The organism is Rhizobium sp. 9140 (assembly GCF_900067135.1).
Classification (GTDB): Bacteria; Pseudomonadota; Alphaproteobacteria; order Rhizobiales; family Rhizobiaceae; genus Ferranicluibacter.
This window is the reverse complement of record NZ_FJUR01000001.1, coordinates 2,964,724-2,988,329: the sequence shown is the minus strand read 5'-3', so window position 1 is coordinate 2,988,329 and position 23,606 is coordinate 2,964,724. Positions and strand designations below refer to the sequence as shown.

Here is a 23,606-nt window from a genome sequence, read left to right as displayed (position 1 = left end):
CACTGGGAGGAAAATCGCCACCAAAGATGCATCAGCTATGGTCGGTATGATCGTTTCTTAGGCGGCCAGCAATCAATTTATATGCACATCAGCCATGCACAAGGCGCATCTCTGCTTAAGTTTCAAGCAAACTAAATGCATAGCTCCTCTCAGCGATATGCCGTTGCCGAATAAGCGTAACATTAACAGGATGTTGAGATAGGGACTTTGGGTGGCTGAAATTTCGGCACTTCTAAAACGCGCGGCTAGAAGTTCCAGTTGCGCGCCTTGGAGACGATGAAGTCCCGGAAGACCTTCAGCTTCGCCGCATTTTTCAACTCATCGGGATAGCAGAAATACGTATCGAATGACGGGATATCGGCGCCGATGGGCAACTGGATCAGGCCAGGATCGCGCCCGACGATGTAGTCCGGCATCATGGCAATGCCGATGCCGAGCAGACAAGCACGCTTGATGGAGGTCTGACTGTTGATCTGCAGGTGCGAAGTGCGTGGATTGTCGCTCTCTCGTCCCGCAATCGCCAGCCAGTTCACGTCGAGAAGATAGTTCGGCGCCGGCTCGCCGAAGGTGATGATACGGTGGTTGTCGAGGTCCTCGATAGACTGCGGCTCGCCATGCTTGTTGATGTAGGAGGGGGCGGCGTAAAGGTGCATGTGCACCGTGAACAGCTTGCGCTGGATCAGATCCGACTGCTGCGGCTGACGAAGGCGGATGGCGCAATCGGCGTGGCGCATGTTCACGTCGAGTTCCTCGTTGTCGAGGATGAGCTGGACCGACATATCGGGATACAGCGCCAGAAACTCCTGCACCTTATCCGTCAGCCAGCCTTGGCCGAGGCCGACGGTGGTGGTGATGCGCAGCTTGCCGGACGGCTTGTCGGTCGTTTCCGTCAGGAGGACCTTCACGCTTTCCAGCTTCATCAGCACTTCATGCGCAGTGCGATACAGGATCTCGCCCTGTTCGGTGAGGATCAGGCCGCGGGCATGACGGTGAAAGAGCTTGATGCCGACATCCTGCTCCAGTGAGGAGACCTGCCGGCTGATGGCTGACTGGGACAGATGCAGCTTGTCGGCCGCATGGGTAAAGGAACCTGCTTCCGCCGCCGCATGGAAGATGCGCAGTTTATCCCAGTCAAGCGGCATTCCGTCCCCCCACTCAACGCCCGCAAGGGAAAGCGGTGCTGCTTCCCCTCATCCGGCGCTTCTTTCGTTCCCACATGGCACCATCAGTGATGCCTCGTTCTCTCGCAGCGTCTACTCGGCTGCAATTGCGACGGGCATATGACCCGCCAGAAATTTCTCGGCTTCCAGCGCGGCCATGCAGCCCATTCCTGCCGCCGTGATCGCCTGCCGGTAGATATCGTCGGTCACATCGCCGGCGGCATACACGCCCTCGACATCCGTTGCCGTCGAATCGGGTGCCGTCCAGAGGTAGCCGTTCGGCTTCAGACGCAGCTTTCCCTTGAAAAGTTCGGTTGCCGGCGCGTGGCCGATGGCCACGAAGACGCCGTCGATCGGCATCTCCGACATCTCGCCCGTGCGCGTGTTGCGTAGAGTGACGCCGGTGACGGAGGCCGGCATAGGCGGCTTCGGTGGCGTGCCGGTATAGGCGGCGATCTCGTGGTCCCAGACGATCTTCACGTTCGGCTTGGCGAACAGGCGCTCTTGCAGAATGCGTTCGGCCCGGAAGTGGTCGCGGCGGTGCACGACGGTCACGGTTTTCGCGAGGTTCGACAGATAGAGCGCTTCCTCGACGGCCGAGTTGCCGCCACCGACGACGATGACGTCCTTGTTGCGGTAGAAGAAGCCGTCGCAGGTCGCGCAGGCGGAGACGCCGAAGCCCTTGAATGTCTCCTCCGTCTCGATCCCGAGCCACTTCGCCTTGGCGCCGGTGGCGATAACGATGGTATCGGCGGTCCAGGCGGTGCCGCTATCGGTCGTCAGGCGGAACGGGCGGACCGAGACGTCCACGGACGTCACGAGGTCGCTGACGATCTCCGTGCCGACATGCACGGCCTGCTTCAGCATCTGCTCCATCAACCACGGGCCTTGGATCGGATCGCCGAAGCCCGGATAGTTTTCAACATCCGTGGTGATCATCAGCTGGCCGCCCTGTTCCATGCCGGCGATGAGAACGGGGTTCAGCATGGCGCGGGCGGCGTAGATAGCGGCGGTGTAGCCGGCCGGGCCGGAGCCGATGATAAGGAGTTTCGTGTGGCGGGACGTCATGGCGTATCCTTGGGCGCGGTCTCAAGCCCGGTTTCCGGAACATGCGCGCGAAACGGGCGATTTTGATAACGGCAGAAGTGCTCAGTGTAGGTATGAGGGTCAAGCAGTTTCAAGTGCGCCTCACAGGAATACCACATTTGATTGTCGACGGTACCGGCTTTTCGGCCCTCCGGCGCGGATCAGGCGCATCCGCGGGGCAAGCGGGCCGAAGGGTGCCGAGACAGCCAATGCCAAGGCGTCCGATCGACAAATAATTAAACATTAGTAATTTAGATCATTTTCTTTTAGCGTGCGTTACCGGTCCGGGGCGCTGATCATGTGTCTCGATCCCTACGCCGGAAGCCGTCGATGGTCGAGACATGATGCACAGCAGAATAGAACTTACCCCCAAGGCGGCGCCTCTTGCCCTTTCTGTGTTCATCATCTGCAAGAACGAGGAAGCCTATCTCGAGAACTGCATCGAGAGTCTTGCCGGATGTGCAGAGATCGTCATCGTTGATTCCGGTTCGACCGACGGCACCCTGCCGCTCATCCGCCGCTACATCGCCGCAGGCTGGCCCATCCGCCTCTTCGAGGAGGCATGGCGGGGCTATGCCGGGCAGAAACAGTTCGCGCTCGACCAGTGCACGCAGCCCTGGTGCCTGAACGTCGATTCCGACGAGCGGCTGGACGGGCCGCTTCGCGCAGACTTGCCGAGGCTTCTGAATGCGGAGCCCGAGGTGGTCGCCTGGAGGGTCGCAAGGCGGCCGTGCCTCATCGGCCATGGGTTCACGCCTCTGCATGTCCGCGAGCGCAAGAACCTGCGGCTCGTTCGGCGCGGCAAGGGCGCCTACGATCTCAGTCAGGCGGTGCATGAGGGGATCTCGGCGGATGGCACCGTGCGCAATGCGCAGACCGGCAGCCTGCTGCACTACCGTCCGCTGCCGATGGACGAGCAGATTCTCAAGGAAAATCATTACTCCACGCTGAAGGCCGATCAGGCCTACAATACCGGCCGGCGCCCGAAGGCGCTCAGTCTGGTTTTCTCGCCCCCGATCTATTTTCTCCGGCTTTACCTGAAGACCGGCCTCTGGCGCTGCGGCACCTCCGGCTTCATCGAGGCCATGACCGGTGCGGTCTATTCCTTCCTGACCCAGGCAAAGCTCCACCAGCGGCACGCTCTTCGCACCCGCGCCAATCTCGACGATTCGCAGAACAGGTAATCCCAGCATCATGAAAGTTTTCCACTTCCACTTCGGAAAGGATGGGGGAGCCGAGATGTTTTTCGTGCACCTCGTCGGTGCCCTCGGGCGTCGCGGCGTCGAGCAGACGGCGGTCATTCGGCGAGATCGAAAATGGCGCGTGGATATCGCGCCCCATGCCCGGATCATCCAAAGCAATTTCCGCAATATGTCGCTCGACAGGCTGACACTGCCTTTGCGGGTTCAGTGGCTTGCAGAGCGGGAACGACCGGACGCCATCATGTCCTGGGCAACGCGGGGTAGCCGGCTGATGCCGCGTTACCGCCACGGCCTTACGCTGTCCCGGCTGGGCGACTACCCGACACATCTCGGCTATTTCAAGAACACGGATGCGCTCGTCTGCAACACGCCGGGCATTGCAGATCATGTGCGTCGGATCGGCTGGACACGCGGCGTCGAGGTCATCTCCAACTTCACCACGACGGAGCCGGTGCAGCCCGTGCTGCGCAGTACGGTCAATACGCCGGAGGGCGTGCCTGTGGTGATGACGATGGGGCGTTTCGTCAGGCGCAAGGGCTTCCACACCCTTATCGATGCCGTCGCGAAGCTGCCTGACGTCTTCCTCTGGATCGCGGGCGATGGCGAGGAGCGTCCGGCGCTCGAAGCGCTTGCGCTGGAACGCGGCATGCAGGGGCGCACCCGGTTTCTCGGCTGGCAGAAGGATACGCGGGCCTATGTCGCCGCAGCCGACGTCTTCGTGATGCCGTCGTCGCACGAGCCACTGGGCAATGTCATCCTTGAGGCGTGGGCACAGAAGCGGCCCGTGGTGTCTTCGCGCTCGGAAGGTCCGTCCTGGTTCATGCAGGACGGCGAGAACGGGCTGTTTGCCGAGATCGACAATGCGGGCCAGTTTGCCGATGCGATCGCGCGGATCCTCGCCGATCCGGTTCTTGCCCGCGATCTCGGGGAGGGCGGGCGTGCGACCCTGATGCGGCAGTTCTCGGAAGAGGCGACGGCGGCGGCTTATATCGATCTTTTCAGCCGTCGCAAGTGAAGCGCGGCCGCTGTCGCGGTGAGCGTGGACTCGGGACTCCGCGTCGGCCGCTTATAAATCTTCTTGCTCCAAGCGGGACGATGATGCAGAACCCGAAGGGTCTGCAGCGCGTCGGTGCCCGGGCCAAACAGGCCATCGTGTCTCTCGCGTGACAGCGTCATATCCTGCAGCGTTCCAAGCGCGCCAGAAACGGTGCCGCGCTGTGCAGGCGAAGAAGAGGTGGTCACTCCCGTGCTGCGCGCCGATCTCGATCAGATCGACATCAAAATCCTCCGCGAACTTCAAGCCGATGGACGGATCACGAATGTAGAGCTTGCCGCCCGGGTCGGCATTTCCGCGCCGCCCTGTCTGCGCCGCGTCCGGCGGCTGGAGGAAACGGGGATCATCGAGGGTTATCGCACGGTGCTGAACGGCCCGATGCTGGGCCTCGATCTAGTCGCCTTCTGCATGGTGGGCCTGAAGCATCAATCGGACGCCAATCTGAAAGCCTTCTCGGCTGCGACCACGGCCTGGCCCCTCGTCCGGCAGGCGTGGCTCGTCAATGGAGACAGCGATTTCCTCCTTCATTGCGTTGCCGAAAACCTCACGACCTTCCAGAATTTCGTGATCGAGGACCTGACGGCGAACGAGCAGGTGGACACAGTCCGGACAATGCTGACGATCCGCCCGGTCAAGAAGGTCGGGCTGGTGGATATCTGAATGGCTTCCGATCGACCGCTTCGCCGCCGGATCTGGAAACTGGCCGCCACGCTCGCCTACGGCCGTCGTCGCGCCCACGCTTATGACTGGGCGCCATCGCTGCGCATCGAGCCGGCACCCTACGGCCTGGAGAAAACGATCCTCTTCCGCAATCGCCCGGCCGGTACGCTGTTGCCGCCGTCTGCGCTGTCGGACCTTGCAGGCAGCGACATCACCATCGTCGGCTCCGGGCCGTCCGTTCGCGATGCCGATCTCGGCGCGCTCGCCAACCGCAGCACGCTTCTCCTCAACGGGGCCATCGCGCTCGTTCCGGAGCGGATCGCCCGGCCGCTTGGCTTCGTCGTCGAGGATGAACGTTTCGTCTATCGGCATTTTCAGGCTTTCATGGCCGGTCTCGACCCGAGCATTCTTTGCCTGTTTTCCGTCGCCGTTATCCGGGCAATTCTGGAGCACGACCCCGACTGGCTGATCGAGAGGCCCGTCATCCTCATCGACAATCTGCTAAAGCCCTATGGCGAGAACCGGCGGGATCTTGCCGCCGTGTCCCGCATGCCGGCGGTCACCGTGGATGCACCAAGCCGCTCCGGTGTGTCGCTCGACCCGGCTTTGGGGGTCTTTCAGGGGGGGAGCGTGGCGGTGTCGGCGCTTCAGTTTGCGCTGATCTGCCGCCCCCGGATCATCGGCTTTATCGGCATCGACATTGCCAATGCGGCACAGCCGCGGTTCTACGAGACGCACGGTGAGACAGTCTTTTCGGGCGTGTCGGAAGCCGAGGGACGAATCCTTGGACATATGCGGCTTGCAAAGACGGTCGGCGAGGCGCGGGGATCGACCTTCGTCAACTACTCGCCTTCGTCGGCACTACAGAAAATCGGTATTCCCTACAGCAACAGGCTCACCGGTTCGCGCTGAGGGCTGGGTTCAAACGGGCGGGACGTCTCTGCCCAGCAATCCATCGTAAACCTTCGACAGCGCTTTCGCCTCACGTTCGATGCCAAACTCGGCGCGGACATGGGCAAGGCCGGACTGGCCATGGGCCGTCGCGCGGGCAGGGGCCTGGAGGTAGAGGCGGAGTGCCGTCGTGAGGGCCTCTCCGTCGCCGGCGGGCACGACCGCACCGGTTTCGCCGGGGCGAATCATCTCGGCATAGGCGCCGGCATCGGAGGCAACGACGGCGGCACCCGAGGCCATGGCTTCGAGCGGCGTCAGGCCGAAGCCTTCGTTGCGCGAGGGGGCGACCAGCAGCGAGACGCGACGGTACCACGGCTTGATGTCATTGACCTCGCCGAGAAACCGGATGCGGTCGGACAGGCCGGCGTCGGCGATGGAGGTTTTCAGGCCGGAGGCGAATGTCTCGTGCTCGGGGGTCACGCGGCCGCAGATCACGGCGGTCCATTCGGGATGATCCGGCAGCAGCGCGATCATTGACTCGACGAAAAGATCGGTGCCCTTCTGCGGTCGCACGCGCCCGAAACAGCCGACGAGCCGGCGGCCGGCAAGACCGTCCGGTGCGGGTTCGCGTCCGCCGGTCGCAGGAGGGTGAAAGCGGTCGAGATCGACGCCATGGCGGATGACGGTGTGGGGCACGTCCAGAAAGCTGCCGGAGCGGGCCGATGTGGCCACGACGGCGTCCATGCGCCGGATCAGTCCCTTGGTCCACCGCGAATGCCTGCGCTGTGCGGCGGAGGTGAACAGCAGCTTCAGCGGCAGGCGCAACACATCGCGCAGAAAAATCCCCGGGAGCATTTCGAGGTTTCGGCGGGCATGCCAGATGCGTGCCGTGCAGCCTTCCGGCGGACGTCGTAGATGGACAAGATCGCGAAAACGGATTGCGGGCAGGTCTTCCGGCAGGCCGGGGCCGAGCGTCGCGATGCGCTCGCCCATGCGGGTCTGCACCGGCACGAGTTGCACAATGGTCGAGGTGACGCCGGAAAGCCGCTTCTTGAAATTCGGAGCGATGATATCGACGGTGCGGATGTCCAGAAACCTGCTCATGATGGTGTGAGGATAAAGGAACTGCAGCGATCCGTCACGCGCGGGTACAGGTCATCCACCACGCATTCACGCCGGTCGCGGTTTCCTGCCACCGGAAGCACAACGGCCCCCAACGTGAGTCGGGAGCCGTTGCAGTGTACGTTCAGGATCAACCCCAGTTGATCGCGAGGATTTCGTAGGCCTTCGAGCCGCCCGGGGCGACGACCTCGATCGAATCGCCGACTTCCTTGCCGATCAGCGCGCGGGCGATGGGCGAGGAGATGGAAATACGGCCCTGCTTCACGTCGGCTTCCTGGTCGCCGACGATCTGGTAGGTCTTGTTTTCTTCCGTGTCTTCGTCGATCAGCTTGACGGTGGCGCCGAACTTGATCTTGGAGCCGGACATCTTCGAAAGGTCGATCACTTCAGCGCGGGCGACGTAGTCTTCGACCTCACCGATACGGCCTTCGTTGTGGCTCTGCGCTTCCTTGGCGGCGTGGTATTCGGCATTTTCCGAAAGGTCGCCATGGGCGCGCGCTTCGGCAATCGCCTCGATGATCCGCGGCCGCTCTTCCTGCTGGCGCCAGCGCAGCTCTTCCTGCAGCTTGGCAAAGCCGCTCTGCGTCATCGGTACTTTTTCGACCATTTCAACGTCCTTCATGGTGCGCCCCGGGCCTGCGCAGGCAGGCCCGAAGCAAAATAAAACGGCATCCGGAGCGTCAACTCCGGAACCGTTCAAAACATCAAGGCAATAACTATAGCAGAAACGTCCGGTGGGAAGCCAGATGTTTCGAAGAATGTCGATGGGCCATGGACTTGTCCGGCGTTCACAGGAACCAAGCGGCGCATGAGACAGTTCCGACCGACAACATGGAGCATGTCGATGAACCCCGAATTTCCCGAGCAATCCCGTGATCAGATCGATGGACGCCTGAACGCCTACAGGCGCCTCCTGATCGGCCTCATGACGCATGTCGCCCGCGATGCCGACGGACGTGCACTGCTCGAAACGATGGCACGCGATACCGAGATCGTCGCGGACCATGAAGAGGATCCTGGCGTGGTCTCAGACGAGGGCTTTGCAGGCCAGCGCCTTGCCGACGACGAGATCCGCTCCATCATCATGACGGCTTTGACACGGGCGGAGGCGCTTGCCGCCACGCGATTGGCTGCATCCAGAACTGAAAAAGGAGACCCATCATGACCCAGAACGATATCCGCCAGCTTCGGCTCTACCGGCTGGTTCCCTTGGCCGAACCGGGCGATCCGGGCTGGAGCAACGCACCGAGCCAGGGAGAGATCGTCGTGCGGGCCGAGTCGCCGGCCGACGCTCGCATCGTGGCAGCCGAAGCGGAATTGGACTTCACCGAGATCGACGCCAAACCGGCCGAAGGCACGGACACGCGGATGGCCAGCGTCTTCCGGAACGAAAAGCTCTATACGGTCATCGAGGAGCCAGTCAGCCCCGCCTTCGGACACGAGGGTGAGCGTGGGGTGGTACAGGGTACGGTCTCTGTCGGGACGATCAGGCCGACACAGGTCTAAGGTCGTTTCCATTTGGTCGGGAGAAGAACAAAGTGCCGCGCGACGCCTTTGGCGTGACGCAACCGCTCGCGTTGTCAGGCGACGTCGAGAAGCGACGAGGAGAGATGCGAACGGGCGTTGAGAACTTCCATCCCGACAATGCGGCCCTGATCGTCGTAATCCAGAACGATTCCCTCGGAGACCTCCGCACTTTCCGTGACGATTTCGCTTGAGAGCCGGATGTAGGCCGCGTCGGACGACCTGTCATATTCAACAATGGGCTTCATGCCGGTTTCCTTGCATCGCGATCGAGGAACGCAGACACTACACGACATTCAACGTCGTCTTCAACGCATGCGACGCGGAGAATCCGCCCGTCTCGCATGGGGATCGCTCGAAAACACCGTCGGACGGCCGGATCGCGGGGATCCGGTTCCGTCCATTCCGGCGTCCGTATGGTTTCTTCGATCCAGTCTTTGGACAACTCTCGCTGCAGGATAACCGTTTCCGCATGCATCGTGTAGCGGACCGGCTTTTCCATTGTCAGAAATAGCTCTGGAGCGGCCGGACTTCCAGATTGCCGGCCTTCAGCGCCTTGATCGCGGCAGCCGCTGCTTCGGCACCGGCCATCGTGGTGAAGTAGGGGACCTTCTGCATCAACGTGGCGCGGCGGAGGGACTTGGAATCCGAGATTGCCTTGTTGCTGTCGGTCGTGTTGATGACGAGCTGGACCTGACGGTTGCGAATGGCGTCCTCGATATGCGGACGGCCTTCCTGAACCTTGTTGATCTTGGTCGTCGCGATGCCGTTGGCTTCGAGGAAACGGGCGGTACCGCCAGTTGCCAGCACCTTGAAGCCGATATCCGTCAGGATGCGGATGGCCGGGAGGACGCCGTCCTTGTCTCCGTCGCGAACAGAGACGAAAACCGTGCCTTCGCGCGGTAGATCGACGCCGGCGCCGAGCTGCGCCTTGGCAAAAGCGAGTGCGAAATCGGTATCAAGGCCGATGACTTCGCCCGTCGAGCGCATTTCCGGTCCAAGCAGGATGTCTACGCCGGGGAAGCGGGCGAAGGGGAAGACGGCTTCCTTGACGGCGATATGCTTCAGCGCGCGCGGGTCGGGCTTGCCGCCATAGGCTGCGAAGCACTGGTCGAGCGTCTCCCCGGCCATGACGCGGGCGGCGATCTTGGCGATTGGCGCCCCGATCGTCTTGGCGACGAAAGGCACCGTGCGTGAGGCACGCGGGTTGACTTCGAGCACGTAGACCACGCCGTCCTTGATGGCGAACTGCACGTTCATCAGGCCGCCGACGTTCAGCGCTTTCGCCATGGCTTTCGCCTGCCGCTCAAGCTCGTCCAGCATGTCGTTGGACAGGGTGCGCGGGGGCAGGGAGCAGGCGCTGTCACCCGAATGGATGCCGGCCTCCTCAATGTGCTCCATGATCCCGGCGACGTAGACGTCCTTGCCATCCGAGATGCAGTCCACATCGACTTCGATGGCGTTTGCCAGATAGCTGTCGAAAAGAAGCGGGTTCTTGCCGAGCAGCGTGTTGATCTGGCCCGTCTTGTCGTTGGGATAGCGCTGCTTGATGTCCTCCGGCACGAGTTCCGGAACGGTATCGAGCAGGTAGGTCTGCAACATGCTTTCCGAGTGGATGATCTGCATGGCGCGGCCGCCCAGAACATAGGACGGGCGCACGACCAGCGGGAAGCCGATCTCGGAAGCAACGAGGCGGGCCTGCTCGACGGAGTAGGCGATGCCGTTATTGGGCTGGTTGAGGTCGAGCTTCATCAGAAGCTTCTGGAAGCGGTCGCGGTCTTCGGCTAGGTCGATCATGTCGGGTGCCGTGCCGAGGATCGGAATGCCGTTCTTTTCCAGGGCTTCGGCAAGTTTCAGCGGGGTCTGGCCGCCGAACTGCACGATGACGCCGACGAGTTCGCCGCGCGTCTGCTCCATCTTCAGGATCTCGATCACGTCTTCGGCCGTCAGCGGCTCGAAATAGAGCCGGTCGGACGTGTCGTAATCGGTGGAAACCGTTTCCGGGTTGCAGTTGATCATGATCGCTTCGAAGCCCGCATCCTTCAGCGCGAAGGCTGCGTGGCAGCAGCAGTAATCGAACTCGATGCCCTGTCCGATGCGGTTCGGGCCGCCGCCAAGGATGACGACCTTCTTGCGGTCGGAGATCCCGGCTTCGCTGCGGGCCTTGCCGACGAAGGGTGTCTCGTAGGTCGAATACATATAGGCGGTGGGCGATGCGAACTCGGCAGCACAAGTGTCGATGCGCTTGTAGACCGGGCGAACGTCAAGGGCGTTGCGCTTTTCGGCGACTTCCTTCGGGCGCTTGCCCGAGAGGGTGGCGAGGCGGGCATCCGAAAAACCCATGGCCTTCAGCATGCGCAGGTTCTCGGCATCATCCGGCAGGCCGTGCTCGCGAATGCGGGATTCCATGTCCACGATGGCCTTGAGCTGGGCGATGAACCACGGGTCGATCTTCGAGCCGTCATGCACGTCGGCTTCCGACATGCCGAGGCGCAGCGCCTGTGCGACCATGCGCAGGCGGTCGGGCGTCGGCGTGCCGATGGCGGCGCGGATGGCATTGCGGCCGTCGCTGCCGTCGTCGAGGCCGGGGATCTCGATCTCGTCAAGGCCGGTGAGCCCCGTTTCCATGCCGCGCAGGGCCTTCTGAAGCGATTCGGCGAAGGTGCGGCCGATGGCCATGACCTCGCCGACGGACTTCATGGCGGTGGTCAGAACGGGCGAAGCGCCCGGGAACTTCTCGAAGGCGAAGCGCGGGATCTTCGTCACCACATAGTCGATGGACGGTTCGAACGAGGCCGGCGTCGCGCCGCCGGTGATATCGTTCTCAAGCTCGTCCAGCGTGTAGCCGACGGCGAGCTTGGCGGCGATCTTGGCGATCGGGAAGCCGGTCGCCTTGGAAGCCAGCGCCGACGAACGGGAAACGCGCGGGTTCATCTCGATGACGACGAGACGACCGTCCTTGGGGTTGACGGCGAACTGCACGTTCGAGCCGCCGGTTTCGACGCCGATCTCGCGCAGCACCGCGATCGAGGCGTTGCGCATGATCTGGTATTCCTTGTCGGTCAAGGTCAGTGCAGGGGCAACGGTGATGCTGTCGCCGGTGTGGACGCCCATCGGGTCGATATTCTCGATCGAGCAGATGATAATGCAGTTGTCGGCCGTGTCGCGCACGACTTCCATCTCGTATTCCTTCCAGCCGAGCACCGATTCCTCGATCAGCACTTCGGTGGTGGGCGAGGCATCGAGGCCGGAGGAGACGATCTCGAAGAATTCCGAGCGGTTATAGGCGATGCCGCCGCCGGTGCCGCCAAGCGTGAAGGACGGGCGGATGATGGTGGGGAGGCCGATCTGGTCGATCGCCTGCGCGGCGATCGCCATCGCGTGGCTCATATAGCGCTGCTTGCGGTCGGTCTCGCCGAGGTTCCACTGATTCTCGAGCGCATCCAGCGCGGTATCGAGATCGGCGCCCGACAGGCTTTCCTTCAGCTTGTTGCGCTCGGCCTCATGCATCTTGCGGTCGGCGTCCTTGATGTCGGTGGCGTTCGCTAGCATCGACCTCGGCGTTTCCAGTCCGATGCGGGCCATGGCCTCGCGAAAGAGCGCGCGGTCTTCGGCCATGTCGATAGCTGCGGGCTTCGCGCCGATCATCTCGACATTGTAGCGGTCGAGAACGCCCATTCTTTTCAGGGAGAGCGCGGTGTTCAGCGCCGTCTGGCCGCCCATGGTGGGCAGCAGCGCATCCGGGCGCTCCTTGGCGATGATCTTGGCCACCACTTCCGGGGTGATCGGCTCGACATAGGTCGCGTCCGCAAGACCGGGATCCGTCATGATGGTCGCCGGATTGGAGTTGACCAGAATGACCCGGAACCCTTCTTCCTTCAGCGCCTTGCAGGCCTGTGTCCCGGAATAATCGAACTCGCATGCCTGGCCAATGACGATCGGTCCAGCGCCGATGATGAGGATGGACTTGATATCTTGGCGCTTGGGCATGGTCTCGGTTCCGCTTTTCAGGCTGCGCGAAAAGCCGGCTCCGATGGCGGGTGTCCATCGGCCGGTCGTGCAGTCTCACGTCTTTAAGGCTAGAAGGGGCTTATAGGGAAATGGCGGCCGGAGCGAAACCCCGAAATCGCGATCACAACAGGAAAATGCGGGCCGAAAAGTGCTGGCAAACGCATTCGGCGCCGGGGATACCCTTTCGCCCGGCATGCGTTATATCGGATCCATCTGTGATACCGAACCAAGGGAGTGAACCGCCATGGAATGGAAGGGCCGTCGCCAGTCGAGCAATGTCGAGGATCGGAGCGGCTCCGGGCCAGTACGGGGCGGTTTCGGCCGCGGTGGGGGTTTCCGCATTCCGATGGGCGGCGGACGCGGGGGCGGCTTGAGCATCGGCACCATCATCTTCCTCGTGGTCATCTATTTCATCTTCAAGGCGATGGGCATCGACCTGCTGCAGGTTCTCGATGGCGGCCAGACGGGGCAGTCCGGTTACGAGCAAAGCCAGAGCAGCACGCAGGGCACGGCCGAGCAGGAGGAAACCAAGGCTTTCATCCGCACGGTTCTCGCCGAGACGGAGGATACGTGGAACGGTATCTTCCAGTCGAACGGCCAGACCTATCGCGAGCCGACGCTGGTGTTCTTCACGGGCGGCGTGCAGTCGGCCTGCGGCCAGGCCTCGTCTGCCTCGGGGCCGTTCTACTGCCCGGGCGACCAGAAGGTCTATCTCGACACCTCCTTCTTTGATGAGCTTTCTCAGCGTTTCGAGGCCTCCGGCGATTTCGCGCAGGCCTATGTCGTTGCGCATGAGGTGGGGCATCACGTACAGAACCTGCTCGGCACGCTGCCGCAGGTGAACGAGCAGCGTCAGGGAATGGACGAGGCTTCGTCCAACGAGCTTTCCGTGCGGACCGAGCTTCAGGCCGACTGCTACGCCGGCATCTGGGGCAAGTATACGCAGCAGAAGGGCCTGCTGGAGCAGGGTGACCTCGAAGAGGCGCTCAATGCCGCGACCCAGATCGGCGACGATACGCTGCAGAAGCGGACACAGGGCTATGTCGTGCCGGAAAGCTTCAACCACGGCACCTCTCAGCAGCGCGCAACGTGGTTCAAGCGCGGCTTCGATAGCGGGCAGCTTCAGGCCTGCGATACGTTCAACAATCCTGTCTGATCAACACGGCACGCGGGCCGTTTCACCTGCCCGCGTGTTCGCTGTCTCTTCCATGTCATGAGCGGTCGCTAATCCAGGCGCATTCCAACGCATCAGGAGCGCTTCTCATGGCAGACTGTCCCAGCACATCATCGCCCGTTATCCGCGACATCATCGCGGCGCGTGCCTCGCGTCGCAGCTTTCTCAAGGGCTTTACGGCGATGGGCACCATCGCGGCGACCGGCACCGGCTTCGTCGGATCGCTGTTTTCAGAGGAGAGCTTCGCGGCTTCGTCCTCGTCTACCTTGCAGTTCACCGAGTTGAAGCGTGTCTACGACAAGGACATGGCGGTTGCGCCCGGCTACAGGGCCGACCTGGTCGCGCGCTGGGGCGACCCGCTGACCGGCGCCACATCCGCCTTTGACGGAACCGTGCCGTCCGCCGCCGAGCAACAGGTGCGTTTCGGCTATAATTGTGACTACATCGCCTTCATGCCATTGCCCAAGGGTTCCACCAGCGCCGATCATGGCCTCCTTTGCGTCAACAATGAATACATCTCCCCGAACGTGATCTTTCCCGGCATGACCGAGGACGATGCCGGTGCGAAGATGACGCGGGAGCAGGTCGATTTCGGCATGGCTGCCATGGGCCACTCCATCGTCGAGGTGAAGATGGAGAACGGTGCCTGGGCCATGGTTCAGGACAGCATGTACAATCGCCGCCTGACGGTGGAGACCCCGATGGCGCTGTCCGGCCCCGTCGCGGGCCATGATCTCGTCAAGACCAAAGACGACCCTGCGGGTCGCCTTGCGCGCGGCACCAACTACAATTGCGGCGGCGGCGTCACCCCCTGGGGCACGGTGCTGACCTGCGAGGAGGGTGCTTCCGATACGTTTGGTGGCAAGCCCGAGGGGTCGGCGATCGCGCCGGTGCTGGAGCGCTACGGCTTCGATGGTTCCGATATCTATGGCCGCGCCCGCTTCCATGATCGCTTCGATATGACCAAAGAGCCCAACGAACCGAACCGTTTCGACTGGGTGGTCGAGATCGACCCTTACGATCCGTCCTCCACGCCGATCAAGCGCACGGCGCTCGGCCGCATGAGCCACGAGGCCTCCACAGTCGTGCACAACAAGGACGGCCGGATCGTCGTCTACATGGGCGATGACGACTATTTCGAATACACCTATCGTTTCGTCACGAAGGCGGCCTTCGACCCGGCAAAGCCGGAAACGGCGAAGGACATTCTGGACGATGGCATCCTGTCCGTCGCGCGCTTCGATCCTGACGGTACGCTGCACTGGCTGCCGCTGGTGCACGGGCAGGGGCCGCTGACCGCTGAAAACGGCTTTGCCTCCCAGGCGGAGGTGCTGCTCAAAACGCGGCTTGCCGCAGACGCGGTCGGGGCGACGCCAATGGACCGGCCGGAAGACATGGAGACCAACCCGGTCACGGGTCGTGTCTATGCCGTCATGACCAAGAACAAGAAGCGCGCGCAGGACAAGCTGAATCCCGCCAACACCCGGCCGGAAAACCTCTGGGGGCATATCGTCGAGCTGATCCCGCCTGGCGGACGCGGTAAAGACGCAGACCATACGGGCGACATCTATGAATGGGACCTGTTCGTTCTCGCGGGCAATCCGGCCGATGCGGCGACGAAGGCGAGCTTCCACCCGGAAACCTCCGAAAACGGCTGGTTCGTCTGTCCCGACAACATCACCTTCGACCCCTCCGGCCGGCTCTGGGTCGCGACGGACGGCGCCAACGATTTCGGCCTGCCGGACGGGATCTACGGTATTGATACCGAAGGTCCGGCCCGCGGTCTGCCGAAGCTGCTCTTTACCTGTCCCGCCGGTGCGGAGGCGACCGGTCCTTGCTTCACGCCCGATGGCAAGACGCTGTTCGTCTCCGTGCAGCATCCGGCGGAGGATGCCGAAACACTGGACAAGGCCGAAACCCTCTGGCCGGACTTCAAGGGCACGCTGCCCCGGCCGTCCGTAGTCGCGATCCGCAAGATCGAGGACGGTGCCGTCGGCGCCTGATACGTATATCGTTGCTGGATGACCCGGCCGTCTCACGGGCCTGGTTATCTTCTCTTTCCCCCGCCGGCACGAGAGGTGAGGATTGCGTCGACAATGGTCGTTGCCTCACCTCCCGCTTGCCTTTACAGGAGCAAGAAGCAGACCGAGCCCGCCGGAGTTGGACGGTTGGCGGCAAGGCCTCGCGTTTTCAGACGCGCGGTGCGGGAGTGGGGAGGTTTGGCATGATCGATCCGGCTGCTGCGAGACGGGGGCTTTTTCTCGTCTTCATGATTCTCTTCCTCGACGTCATCGGCATCGCGATCATCATGCCGGTGCTGCCGGCCTTCCTTGCGGAACTGACGGGAGATACGGTCAGCGGCACGGCCATCGACGGCGGATGGCTCTTGCTCGTCTATTCCGGCATGCAGTTTCTGTTTGCCCCGCTGATCGGCAATCTTTCCGACAGGTTCGGACGCCGCCCCGTGCTTCTCGCATCGGTACTGACATTCGCCATCGACAATCTGATCTGCGCGCTGGCCACCAGCTTCGGCATGCTGTTCGTCGGGCGCATCCTCGCCGGCATTTCCGGTGCCAGCTTTTCCACCGCGTCCGCTTTTATTGCCGACGTTTCCGACGACAGCAATCGCGCCAAGAATTTCGGCCTGATCGGCATCGCCTTCGGTACAGGCTTTGCCCTGGGGCCAGTCATCGGTGGCGCCCTCGGAGAGTTTGGCCCACGCGTGCCGTTCTACGGCGCGGCGCTGCTCTCCTTCGTCAACTTCGTTATCGCCTTCTTCCTGCTGCCGGAGACTCTGGAGCGCAAGCATCGCCGGCGGTTCGAGTGGCGGCGGGCCAATCCGCTCGGCGCGCTTCGCCAGATGCGCAACTATCCCGGTATCGGCTGGGTCCTGCTGGTGTTCTTCCTCTATTGGCAGGCCCATGCGGTCTATCCTGCGGTCTGGTCCTTCGTCGCCACCTATCGCTATGGCTGGAGCGAGGGGCAGATCGGTCTGTCGCTCGGCGTCTTCGGGATCTGCAGCGCAATCGTGATGGCGTTCATCCTGCCGCGCGTCATTCCCGTGCTCGGCGAATGGCGCGCCGGCGCGGTCGGCTTGGCCTTCTGCTGCGTCGGGCTTTTCGGCTATGCCTTCGCCTTTCAAGGCTGGATGGTCTATGCCGTGATCGCGTCCACGTGCCTGGAGGCGCTTGCCGATCCGCCGCTGCGCTCGATCGCGGCTGCCAAAGTACCGCCTTCCGCGCAGGGTGAACTGCAGGGCGCGCTTTCCAGCATCTCTTCCTTCACGACCATCCTCGGGCCGCTGGTCTTCGCGCATCTCTTCAGCCGGTTCACGGCGCCGGATGCGCCGGTGACCTTTGCCGGTGCACCCTACATCCTCTCCGCCGTCCTCATCGCCGCCGCCGTTTTCCTCTACGTGACGCGCCTGAGACCGAACGGGGCCTCGGACGAACTTCCGCGGATCTGACCGGAACTGCTTCGAAAACGATCAATCCGTGTGATGTTTCGATGAAATTGTTAGCATGACCTGCCTTTTGCTGGAGGTTTGCAGCCATTCGCGCTATGAGCGACACGTCGCGTGAGCCCATTCCGGCCGCGACGGACCAGAGGCTTCTCGATTATGCTGACGTCAACGCACCCCGCTGCGGGGGATATCCGTGGGGACAATTCCTGGGCTGCACATTTCCGTGGAAGCGTCATTCTCGGCGTGCCTTTCGTGGCCGCGCAGATCGCGCAGCTGGCCATCAACACCACGGATGTCGTGATGGTGGGAAAGCTGGGTGCGACGGAACTTGCCTCCATCATCCTCGCGACGCAGATGTTCTTCACCATTTTCGTGTTCGGATCCGGCTTTTCCAACGCGGTCGTGCCGATGGTGGCGCAGGCTGTGGGGCGTGGTGACGTCGTCTCGACGCGGCGTTCCGTTCGCATGGGCATGTGGGCGGTGCTGATCTATGGCGTCCTCACCGCACCGATCCTGTGGGCAGCCGAGCCGATCCTGCTCTTTGCCGGACAGCAGCCGGAGGTGGCCGCGAAGGCCGCCGGCTATCTGCATGTCGCACAATGGGCTGTCTTTCCGAGCCTGGTCTTCATGGTGTTGCGCGCCTTCCTCAGCGGACTGGAGCGCGCGGGGATCATTCTCTACATCACCCTGATCACGCTCGTTCTCAATGCCGGCTTCTGCTACCTGCTGATCTATGGCCATTTCGGCTTTCCGGCGCTCGGCATGGTCGGAGCGGCCTGGGCGGCACTGGCGGTCGCCATCCTCGGCCTCGTGCTCGCCATCGTCTACATCCAGCGACACGCGGAACTGCGCGGCTTCGAACTCTTCGTACGGTTCTGGAATCCGGACTGGCATGCGCTGAAGGAAGTCGTGCTGCTGGGCCTGCCGATCGCCCTAACGATTCTCGCCGAAGTCAGCCTCTTCACTGTTGCGTCGCTGCTCATGGGCACGATCGGCACCGTGGAACTGGCCGCCCACGGCATCGCCCTGCAATTTGCCTCCATCGCCTTCATGATTCCGCTCGGACTTGCCCAGGCTGCGACCGTTCGCGTCGGGCTTGCCTATGGCCGCGGCGACATGGAAGGTGTGCGAAAAGCCGGCATCTCGGCACTCGCGCTCGGCATCATCTGTGCCGCCCTCGGCTCGACGCTGTTTGCCGTCATACCTTACGCACTCGCCGCACTCTATCTCGACACCACCCGGACGGATGCAGCGCTTGTGCTGGCCTATGCCGGCCCGCTGATCGTCATTGCTGGCGCCTTCCAGCTCGTCGATGGCCTGCAGGCCATTGCCGCCGGCATGCTTCGCGGATTGAAGGATACGACGGTGCCGATGGTGCTGGCGCTGATCTCCTACTGGCCGATCGGCTTCTTTTCCGCCTGGATCTTCGCCTTTCCGCTTGGCTTCGGCGGGCAGGGCGTCTGGTACGGCTTCTCGCTCGGCCTGCTTGCCGCAGCCGTGCTGCTGAACGCGCGGTTCTTCCGCATTGTTCGCAAATTGAGCGAACCGGCCTAGGAGAGTTCGGGCCTGCCTCGCAGGTTCGGGCGGGTTCCGACAGGACTTCATCTCAGACGGTGGGGATAACGCCGGCGCGCATCGGGCAGGCGCGGACCGTCAACTGCGGCATCGATCCGCGCCGAGGTCCCGTTCTCGAAGCCGGCTGCTGGCAAGCTGACCGGCGGTGATCCGGCGGCTCAGCCTGCGTCAGCCCATCAGGCGCGTTCCGCCAGAGCGACCTCGCCCTTCTTCTCGCGCAGCAGGTTGACGAAACGGCGGAAGAGGTAGTGGCTGTCCTGCGGGCCGGGAAAGGCTTCCGGGTGATGCTGGACGGAGAAGACCGGCTTACCGGAGAGGCGCAGGCCGCAATTGGTACCATCGAACAAGGAGACGTGGGTCTCCTCGACGCCGGCCGGGAGCGAGGCCGAGTCGACCGCGAAGCCGTGGTTCATCGAGACGATTTCGACCTTGCCGGTCGTATGGTCCTTCACCGGATGGTTGGCGCCGTGATGGCCCTGGTGCATCTTTTCGGTCTTGCCGCCGAGCGCAAGGCCCAGCATCTGATGGCCGAGGCAGATGCCGAAGACCGGGATGTCGGTTTCGATCAGTTCGCGGATGACAGGCACGGCATATTCCCCGGTCGCTGCCGGATCTCCCGGGCCGTTCGAGAGGAAGACGCCATCCGGGTTGAGCGCGAGGATATCGTCCTTGTTCGCCGTCGCCGGGACGACCGTCACCTTGCAGTCGAGCCCGGTGAAGAGGCGCAGGATGTTGCGCTTCACACCGTAGTCGATGCAGACGACATGGTACTTCGCCGCATCCGCTGTCAGTTCGCTGGCGCCTTCGTTCCAGACCCAGGGCTTTTCGCTCCAGACAGAGGACTGACCGGAGGTCGCGACCTTGGCCAGGTCGAGGCCTTCGAGGCCGCTCCAGTCCTTCGCCATCGCCTTTAGCGCGTCGATGTCGAACTGCCCATTGGCATCATGGGCGATGACGGCGTTCGGCGCGCCGTTCTCACGGATCCAGGCGGTCAGAGCGCGCGTGTCGATGCCGCACATGCCAACGATCCCGCGGGCCTTCAGCCAGGCGTCGAGATGGCGCACGGCCCGGTAGTTGGAGGGGTTGGTGATATCGGCCTTGAAGATGACGCCGACCGCGCCGTGGCGGGCAGCCGGCGTCAGGTCCTCGATGTCTTCGTCATTGGCACCGACATTGCCGATATGGGGGAAGGTGAAGGTGACGATCTGGCCGAGATAGGACGGGTCGGTCAGGATTTCCTGGTAGCCGGTGAGGGCCGTGTTGAAACAGACTTCGGCAGGAACGGCGCCGGTCGCCCCGATGCCCTTGCCTTCGATCACGGTGCCGTCCGCCAGGACGAGCATGGCGGTTGCGGTTTCAATGGTCCATGGAGCGGTCATCGGCGTCATCCCGTTGCGGCGAGGCGGCGGAAGATCGGGCCACCGGGTCGCCAAGCTTCTCAGCACCCGGTGCCGCCCGGCGCATGCGGGCGCGGGTCGCAATTCGGGTCTCTCTTGGTGCAGGTCCCCGACATAAGCGCGCGGTTGCGCGCGGTCAACCACTGCCAATGGAAATCCGCTGAATAATGCGGTCCCGCGCAGCGCCGCTCGCAACAGGTCGCCGGCCATCCCATTTGATGACGAAGCTGTTTGTTGCGGCCTTGCCGATGGTCTATGAGGGCCGCCAGGACGACACACCCACAAGAGACGAGGGAGATACCCATGCTGCGCGACACGATCAACGATGCCCTGAAGACGGCCATGAAAGCCAAGGATGCCCGCCGGGTTTCCACGCTGCGACTGGTGCAGGCCGCGCTGAAGGACCGCGATATCGCCAATCGCGGCGTCGGCAAGCCGGAAACGACCGATGACGAACTGCTGCAGATCCTTGCGAAAATGGTCAAGCAGCGCGAAGAATCGGCGAAGGTCTACGAGGATGCGGGCCGGCCGGAACTGGCGACCCATGAGCGCGAGGAAATCGCCATCATCGCCGACTTCCAGCCGGAGCAGTTCTCCGAAGCGCGGGTGAAGGAGGTCGTTGCGGCCGCGATTGCCGATGCTGAGGCAACGGGGCCGAAGGACATGGGCAAGGTCATGGCGATCCTGAAGGAGCGGCATGCCGGCCAGATGGATTTCGCCAAGGCATCCGGCGTGCTGAAGGGCCTTCTGTCGGGCGCCTGACGTCGCGCGTTTGCGCGATGTCCGGCGGTCGATGACACGGCTGCCGGCTTCGTTTTCCCCGCCCGCGAGTGTCTTGCCTGTGGATAGCGGTGAGGGATGTTGCGCGCTGTAGCGGTGCGGCGCGCAAGCGACTATATCGGGCGCATGCGTTTTTCCCCGACCTTTCTCGAAGAGATCAAGGATCGCGTTCCGATTTCGGACGTGATCGGCAAGCGCGTGACCTGGGACCGGAAGAAGACCAACGCGTCCAAGGGCGACTATTGGGCCTGCTGTCCCTTTCACGGAGAGAAGTCGCCGAGCTTCCACTGCGAAGATCGGAAGGGGCGCTATCACTGCTTCGGCTGCGGTGTTTCCGGCGATCATTTCCGGTTTCTGAACGAACTCGACGGGATGAGCTTTCCCGAGGCCGTGCAGCAGATCGCCGATCTCGCCGGTGTTGCGATGCCGCAGCCGGATGTGGAAGCGGAGAAGCGCGACAGGGAGCGTTCGACCCTGCAGGACGTCATGGAAATGGCGACGCAATTCTTTCAGGATCAACTTCAGACGGCGAACGGCGCGCGTGCGCGGGCCTATCTGCGTGACCGGGGCCTGACGGGGCGGACGATCGAGACGTTCCGGCTCGGTTACGCGCCGGAAAGCCGCAATGCCTTGAAGGAGCACCTTGCCAACAAGGGCATTCCGCGCGAGCAGATCGAGGCCTGCGGTCTCGTGGTGCACGGTCCCGACATCGCGGTATCCTATGACCGTTTTCGCGACCGGATCATGTTTCCGATCCTGTCGTCGCGTGAGAAGGTGATCGCATTCGGCGGGCGGGCCATGTCGCCCGATGCGCCGGCAAAATACCTGAATTCCAACGAGACCGAGCTCTTTCACAAGGGCAACGTGCTCTATAATTTTGCCCGCGCCCGCCGGACGCTGGGGGGCGCGGATGGCAACGACACGATCATCGCCGTCGAAGGCTATATGGACGTCATCGCTCTCCATCAGGCGGGAATCGAGAACGCGGTGGCGCCGCTTGGAACGGCGCTGACCGAGAACCAGCTGGAGCTTCTCTGGAAGCTGACGCAGGAGCCGATCCTCTGCTTCGATGGTGACGGCGCCGGTATCCGGGCTGCCAATCGCGCCGTCGATCTGGCACTGCCGCACCTGAAGCCCGGTCGCTCCGTGCGGTTCGCGCTGCTGCCGGACGGCAAGGACCCCGACGATCTCGTGCGGGAAGAGGGGCGTGCGCCGTTTGACCGCGTCCTGGTGGCGGCGCGATCCCTTTCCGAAATGGTCTGGACCCGGGAGATTCAGTCGGGAAGCTTCGAGACGCCGGAAAGGCGGGCGGAGCTCGAGGCGAAGCTGAAGCAGGTCGTCGGCGTGATCGGCGACGAGAGCGTTCGCCGGCACTACGGGCAGGCGATGCGCGACCGGCTCAATACCTATCTGCGTGGGCCGCAGCGCTCCGGCTTTCAAGGCGGCGCCTTTCAGGGCGGAAACCATGGGCGCGGCGGAGGGACGAGCGGCTTCCTGTCCGGTGGCGGACAAAGGAGCGGTGGGCAAGGCGGTGGCCGATCCGGCGGTCGCGTCGGTTTCGGCAAGGAATCGGCGCCGATGCGCAGTCTTTCGGGCGTATCCGACCGGCTGGCGCGGTCCTCGATCGTCTCCGGCGTGCAGTCGCTGCCCCCGCTGAAGGAAAGCGTGCTGGCCCTGACGATCGTCAATCATCCCGACGTGCTGTTTGCCGAGTATGACGAGATCTCGGTGATCGACTACGAGAGCAAGGAGCTTCAGCGCCTCTGGTCGCAGGTGCTGAACGCGGCGGCCGCCAAGGGGCCGCGGCTGACCCGGGAAATGCTGGTCGAAAACCTGGAGGCCGCCGGTTTTGCCGGGCTGCTTGCCATGCTCGACCAGCAGGTTCGCTTCGCCCGCCTCTGGATCGCCACGCAGGCGGCCGACCCTGCCGATGCGCTGGAGGGTTATCGACAGGCTCTGGCGCTGCACAAGCGTACGAAAGCGCTTCTCTGGCAGCGTCGCGAGCTGGAGCGCGATCTCGCACGGGCGACGGAAGATGGCGACGACGACCTGGCAAGCCTTGTTCTGCGCAATCTGGAAGAGGTGCAGAACGAAGTGGAGCGCCTGGAGAACCAGGAGGCGATTATTGAAGGATTCGGCGTGCTCTCCGGACGGGTCAAAGGGCCGGGTGCCAAATGACGGATGGACTGTAGAGGTCATTCCGCTGCTCCTTGTCCCGGCTCCGGTTGATGGCTTCCAACACGCGATGCGCTCTGGTCTGCGCGAAGAGGCGCGTTTCGTTCATGAGTCAAGCCTAATTCATATTCTGAACAAATCAAGAACAAATTGCTTTTCTTTCGTCTCTCTTTCTGTATTCTCTTAAGTCACGCCAGCTGGGCAGCAGGTGCACTCTGCTGTGGTCTTCATGGCGTTCGGCAGCCGGCGCCCTCGCGCAGACTGGTGGAATCGTGCAGAATGGCTTTTATGACATCTTCTCAAGTGCCTTCTCTCTCGACACGTAACGATCC

General features: G+C 62.8%; 19 protein-coding genes. 12 read left to right on the top strand and 7 right to left on the bottom strand.

The genetic code is table 11. The features are described 5' to 3' along the window. Nucleotides 1–245 precede the first annotated feature (245 nt). Nucleotides 246–1,142, bottom strand: coding sequence for a LysR family transcriptional regulator VtlR (locus GA0004734_RS13985; protein WP_092934613.1), 897 nt, complete (start codon nt 1,140–1,142; stop codon nt 246–248). A gap of 111 nt (nt 1,143–1,253) precedes the next feature. Then, nucleotides 1,254–2,228: a thioredoxin-disulfide reductase gene (gene trxB, locus GA0004734_RS13980; protein WP_092934611.1), complete on the bottom strand. Its 975-nt coding sequence runs from the start codon at nt 2,226–2,228 to the stop codon at nt 1,254–1,256. 359 nt (nt 2,229–2,587) lie between these two features. Here trxB and GA0004734_RS13975 point away from each other — a divergent pair, with 359 nt between their 5' ends. From GA0004734_RS13975 to GA0004734_RS13960, 4 genes are all read left to right on the top strand, one after another. After that, the gene (locus tag GA0004734_RS13975) at nt 2,588–3,430 is read left to right on the top strand and encodes a glycosyltransferase family 2 protein (protein ID WP_175386362.1); all 843 of its coding nucleotides are present in this window, start codon (nt 2,588–2,590) and stop codon (nt 3,428–3,430) included. 10 nt (nt 3,431–3,440) lie between these two features. After that, complete coding sequence (locus GA0004734_RS13970) at nt 3,441–4,463, top strand: glycosyltransferase (protein WP_092934609.1); 1,023 nt, start codon at nt 3,441–3,443, stop codon at nt 4,461–4,463. Between the two features lie 231 nt (nt 4,464–4,694). Further along, nucleotides 4,695–5,162 carry an Lrp/AsnC family transcriptional regulator gene (locus GA0004734_RS13965; protein WP_092936306.1) on the top strand — a complete coding sequence of 156 codons (468 nt, stop codon included), beginning with the start codon at nt 4,695–4,697 and terminating at the stop codon, nt 5,160–5,162. Beyond that, on the top strand, nt 5,163–6,074 hold the full coding sequence (locus GA0004734_RS13960; protein WP_092934607.1) for a hypothetical protein: 912 nt from the start codon (nt 5,163–5,165) through the stop codon (nt 6,072–6,074). It begins immediately after the preceding gene. A gap of 9 nt (nt 6,075–6,083) precedes the next feature. Here GA0004734_RS13960 and GA0004734_RS13955 read toward each other — a convergent pair whose 3' ends face one another. Beyond that, a complete protein-coding gene (locus GA0004734_RS13955; protein WP_092934605.1) occupies nt 6,084–7,157 on the bottom strand; it encodes a glycosyltransferase family 4 protein in 1,074 nt (357 codons plus the stop codon). Nucleotides 7,158–7,305: 148 nt separating this feature from the next. Further along, entirely contained in the window at nt 7,306–7,782 is a 477-nt protein-coding gene (gene greA / locus GA0004734_RS13950) for a transcription elongation factor GreA (RefSeq protein WP_062592294.1), read from the bottom strand. Nucleotides 7,783–8,019: 237 nt separating this feature from the next. Here greA and GA0004734_RS13945 point away from each other — a divergent pair, with 237 nt between their 5' ends. Together GA0004734_RS13945 and GA0004734_RS13940 are read left to right on the top strand one after the other, a co-directional pair. After that, nucleotides 8,020–8,340 carry a hypothetical protein gene (locus GA0004734_RS13945; protein ID WP_139056273.1) on the top strand — a complete coding sequence of 107 codons (321 nt, stop codon included), beginning with the start codon at nt 8,020–8,022 and terminating at the stop codon, nt 8,338–8,340. Further along, nucleotides 8,337–8,681 carry a hypothetical protein gene (locus GA0004734_RS13940; protein WP_092934601.1) on the top strand — a complete coding sequence of 115 codons (345 nt, stop codon included), beginning with the start codon at nt 8,337–8,339 and terminating at the stop codon, nt 8,679–8,681. Before GA0004734_RS13945 ends, GA0004734_RS13940 begins: the two co-directional genes overlap by 4 nt. A 74-nt stretch (nt 8,682–8,755) precedes the next feature. On the opposite strand, the gene GA0004734_RS13935 is transcribed toward GA0004734_RS13940, so the two are convergent. Then, a complete protein-coding gene (locus GA0004734_RS13935) occupies nt 8,756–8,947 on the bottom strand; it encodes a DUF2283 domain-containing protein (protein WP_092934599.1) in 192 nt (63 codons plus the stop codon). A gap of 256 nt (nt 8,948–9,203) precedes the next feature. After that, complete coding sequence (gene carB / locus GA0004734_RS13925; protein ID WP_092934595.1) at nt 9,204–12,689, bottom strand: carbamoyl-phosphate synthase large subunit; 3,486 nt, start codon at nt 12,687–12,689, stop codon at nt 9,204–9,206. A 265-nt stretch (nt 12,690–12,954) separates the two neighbouring features. Between carB and GA0004734_RS13920 the strand changes: the two genes are divergently transcribed. The 4 genes from GA0004734_RS13920 (at nt 12,955) to GA0004734_RS13905 (ending at nt 18,901) form a co-directional block, all read left to right on the top strand. Continuing rightward, entirely contained in the window at nt 12,955–13,866 is a 912-nt protein-coding gene (locus tag GA0004734_RS13920) for a KPN_02809 family neutral zinc metallopeptidase (protein ID WP_092934593.1), read from the top strand. 107 nt (nt 13,867–13,973) lie between these two features. Next, a complete protein-coding gene (locus GA0004734_RS13915; protein WP_092934591.1) occupies nt 13,974–15,887 on the top strand; it encodes a PhoX family protein in 1,914 nt (637 codons plus the stop codon). Nucleotides 15,888–16,108: 221 nt separating this feature from the next. Next, on the top strand, nt 16,109–17,350 hold the full coding sequence (locus GA0004734_RS13910) for a TCR/Tet family MFS transporter (RefSeq protein WP_092934589.1): 1,242 nt from the start codon (nt 16,109–16,111) through the stop codon (nt 17,348–17,350). A 153-nt stretch (nt 17,351–17,503) separates the two neighbouring features. Further along, nucleotides 17,504–18,901 carry an MATE family efflux transporter gene (locus GA0004734_RS13905; protein ID WP_092934587.1) on the top strand — a complete coding sequence of 466 codons (1,398 nt, stop codon included), beginning with the start codon at nt 17,504–17,506 and terminating at the stop codon, nt 18,899–18,901. 197 nt (nt 18,902–19,098) lie between these two features. Here the strand turns inward: GA0004734_RS13905 and carA are convergent, their stop codons facing one another. Continuing rightward, on the bottom strand, nt 19,099–20,310 hold the full coding sequence (gene carA / locus GA0004734_RS13900; protein ID WP_092936305.1) for a glutamine-hydrolyzing carbamoyl-phosphate synthase small subunit: 1,212 nt from the start codon (nt 20,308–20,310) through the stop codon (nt 19,099–19,101). Between the two features lie 312 nt (nt 20,311–20,622). Between carA and GA0004734_RS13895 the strand changes: the two genes are divergently transcribed. Continuing rightward, nucleotides 20,623–21,081 carry a GatB/YqeY domain-containing protein gene (locus GA0004734_RS13895; protein WP_092934585.1) on the top strand — a complete coding sequence of 153 codons (459 nt, stop codon included), beginning with the start codon at nt 20,623–20,625 and terminating at the stop codon, nt 21,079–21,081. A 144-nt stretch (nt 21,082–21,225) separates the two neighbouring features. Continuing rightward, the gene (gene dnaG, locus GA0004734_RS13890) at nt 21,226–23,277 is read left to right on the top strand and encodes a DNA primase (protein ID WP_092936304.1); all 2,052 of its coding nucleotides are present in this window, start codon (nt 21,226–21,228) and stop codon (nt 23,275–23,277) included. The last annotated feature ends 329 nt before the right edge of the window (nt 23,278–23,606 follow it).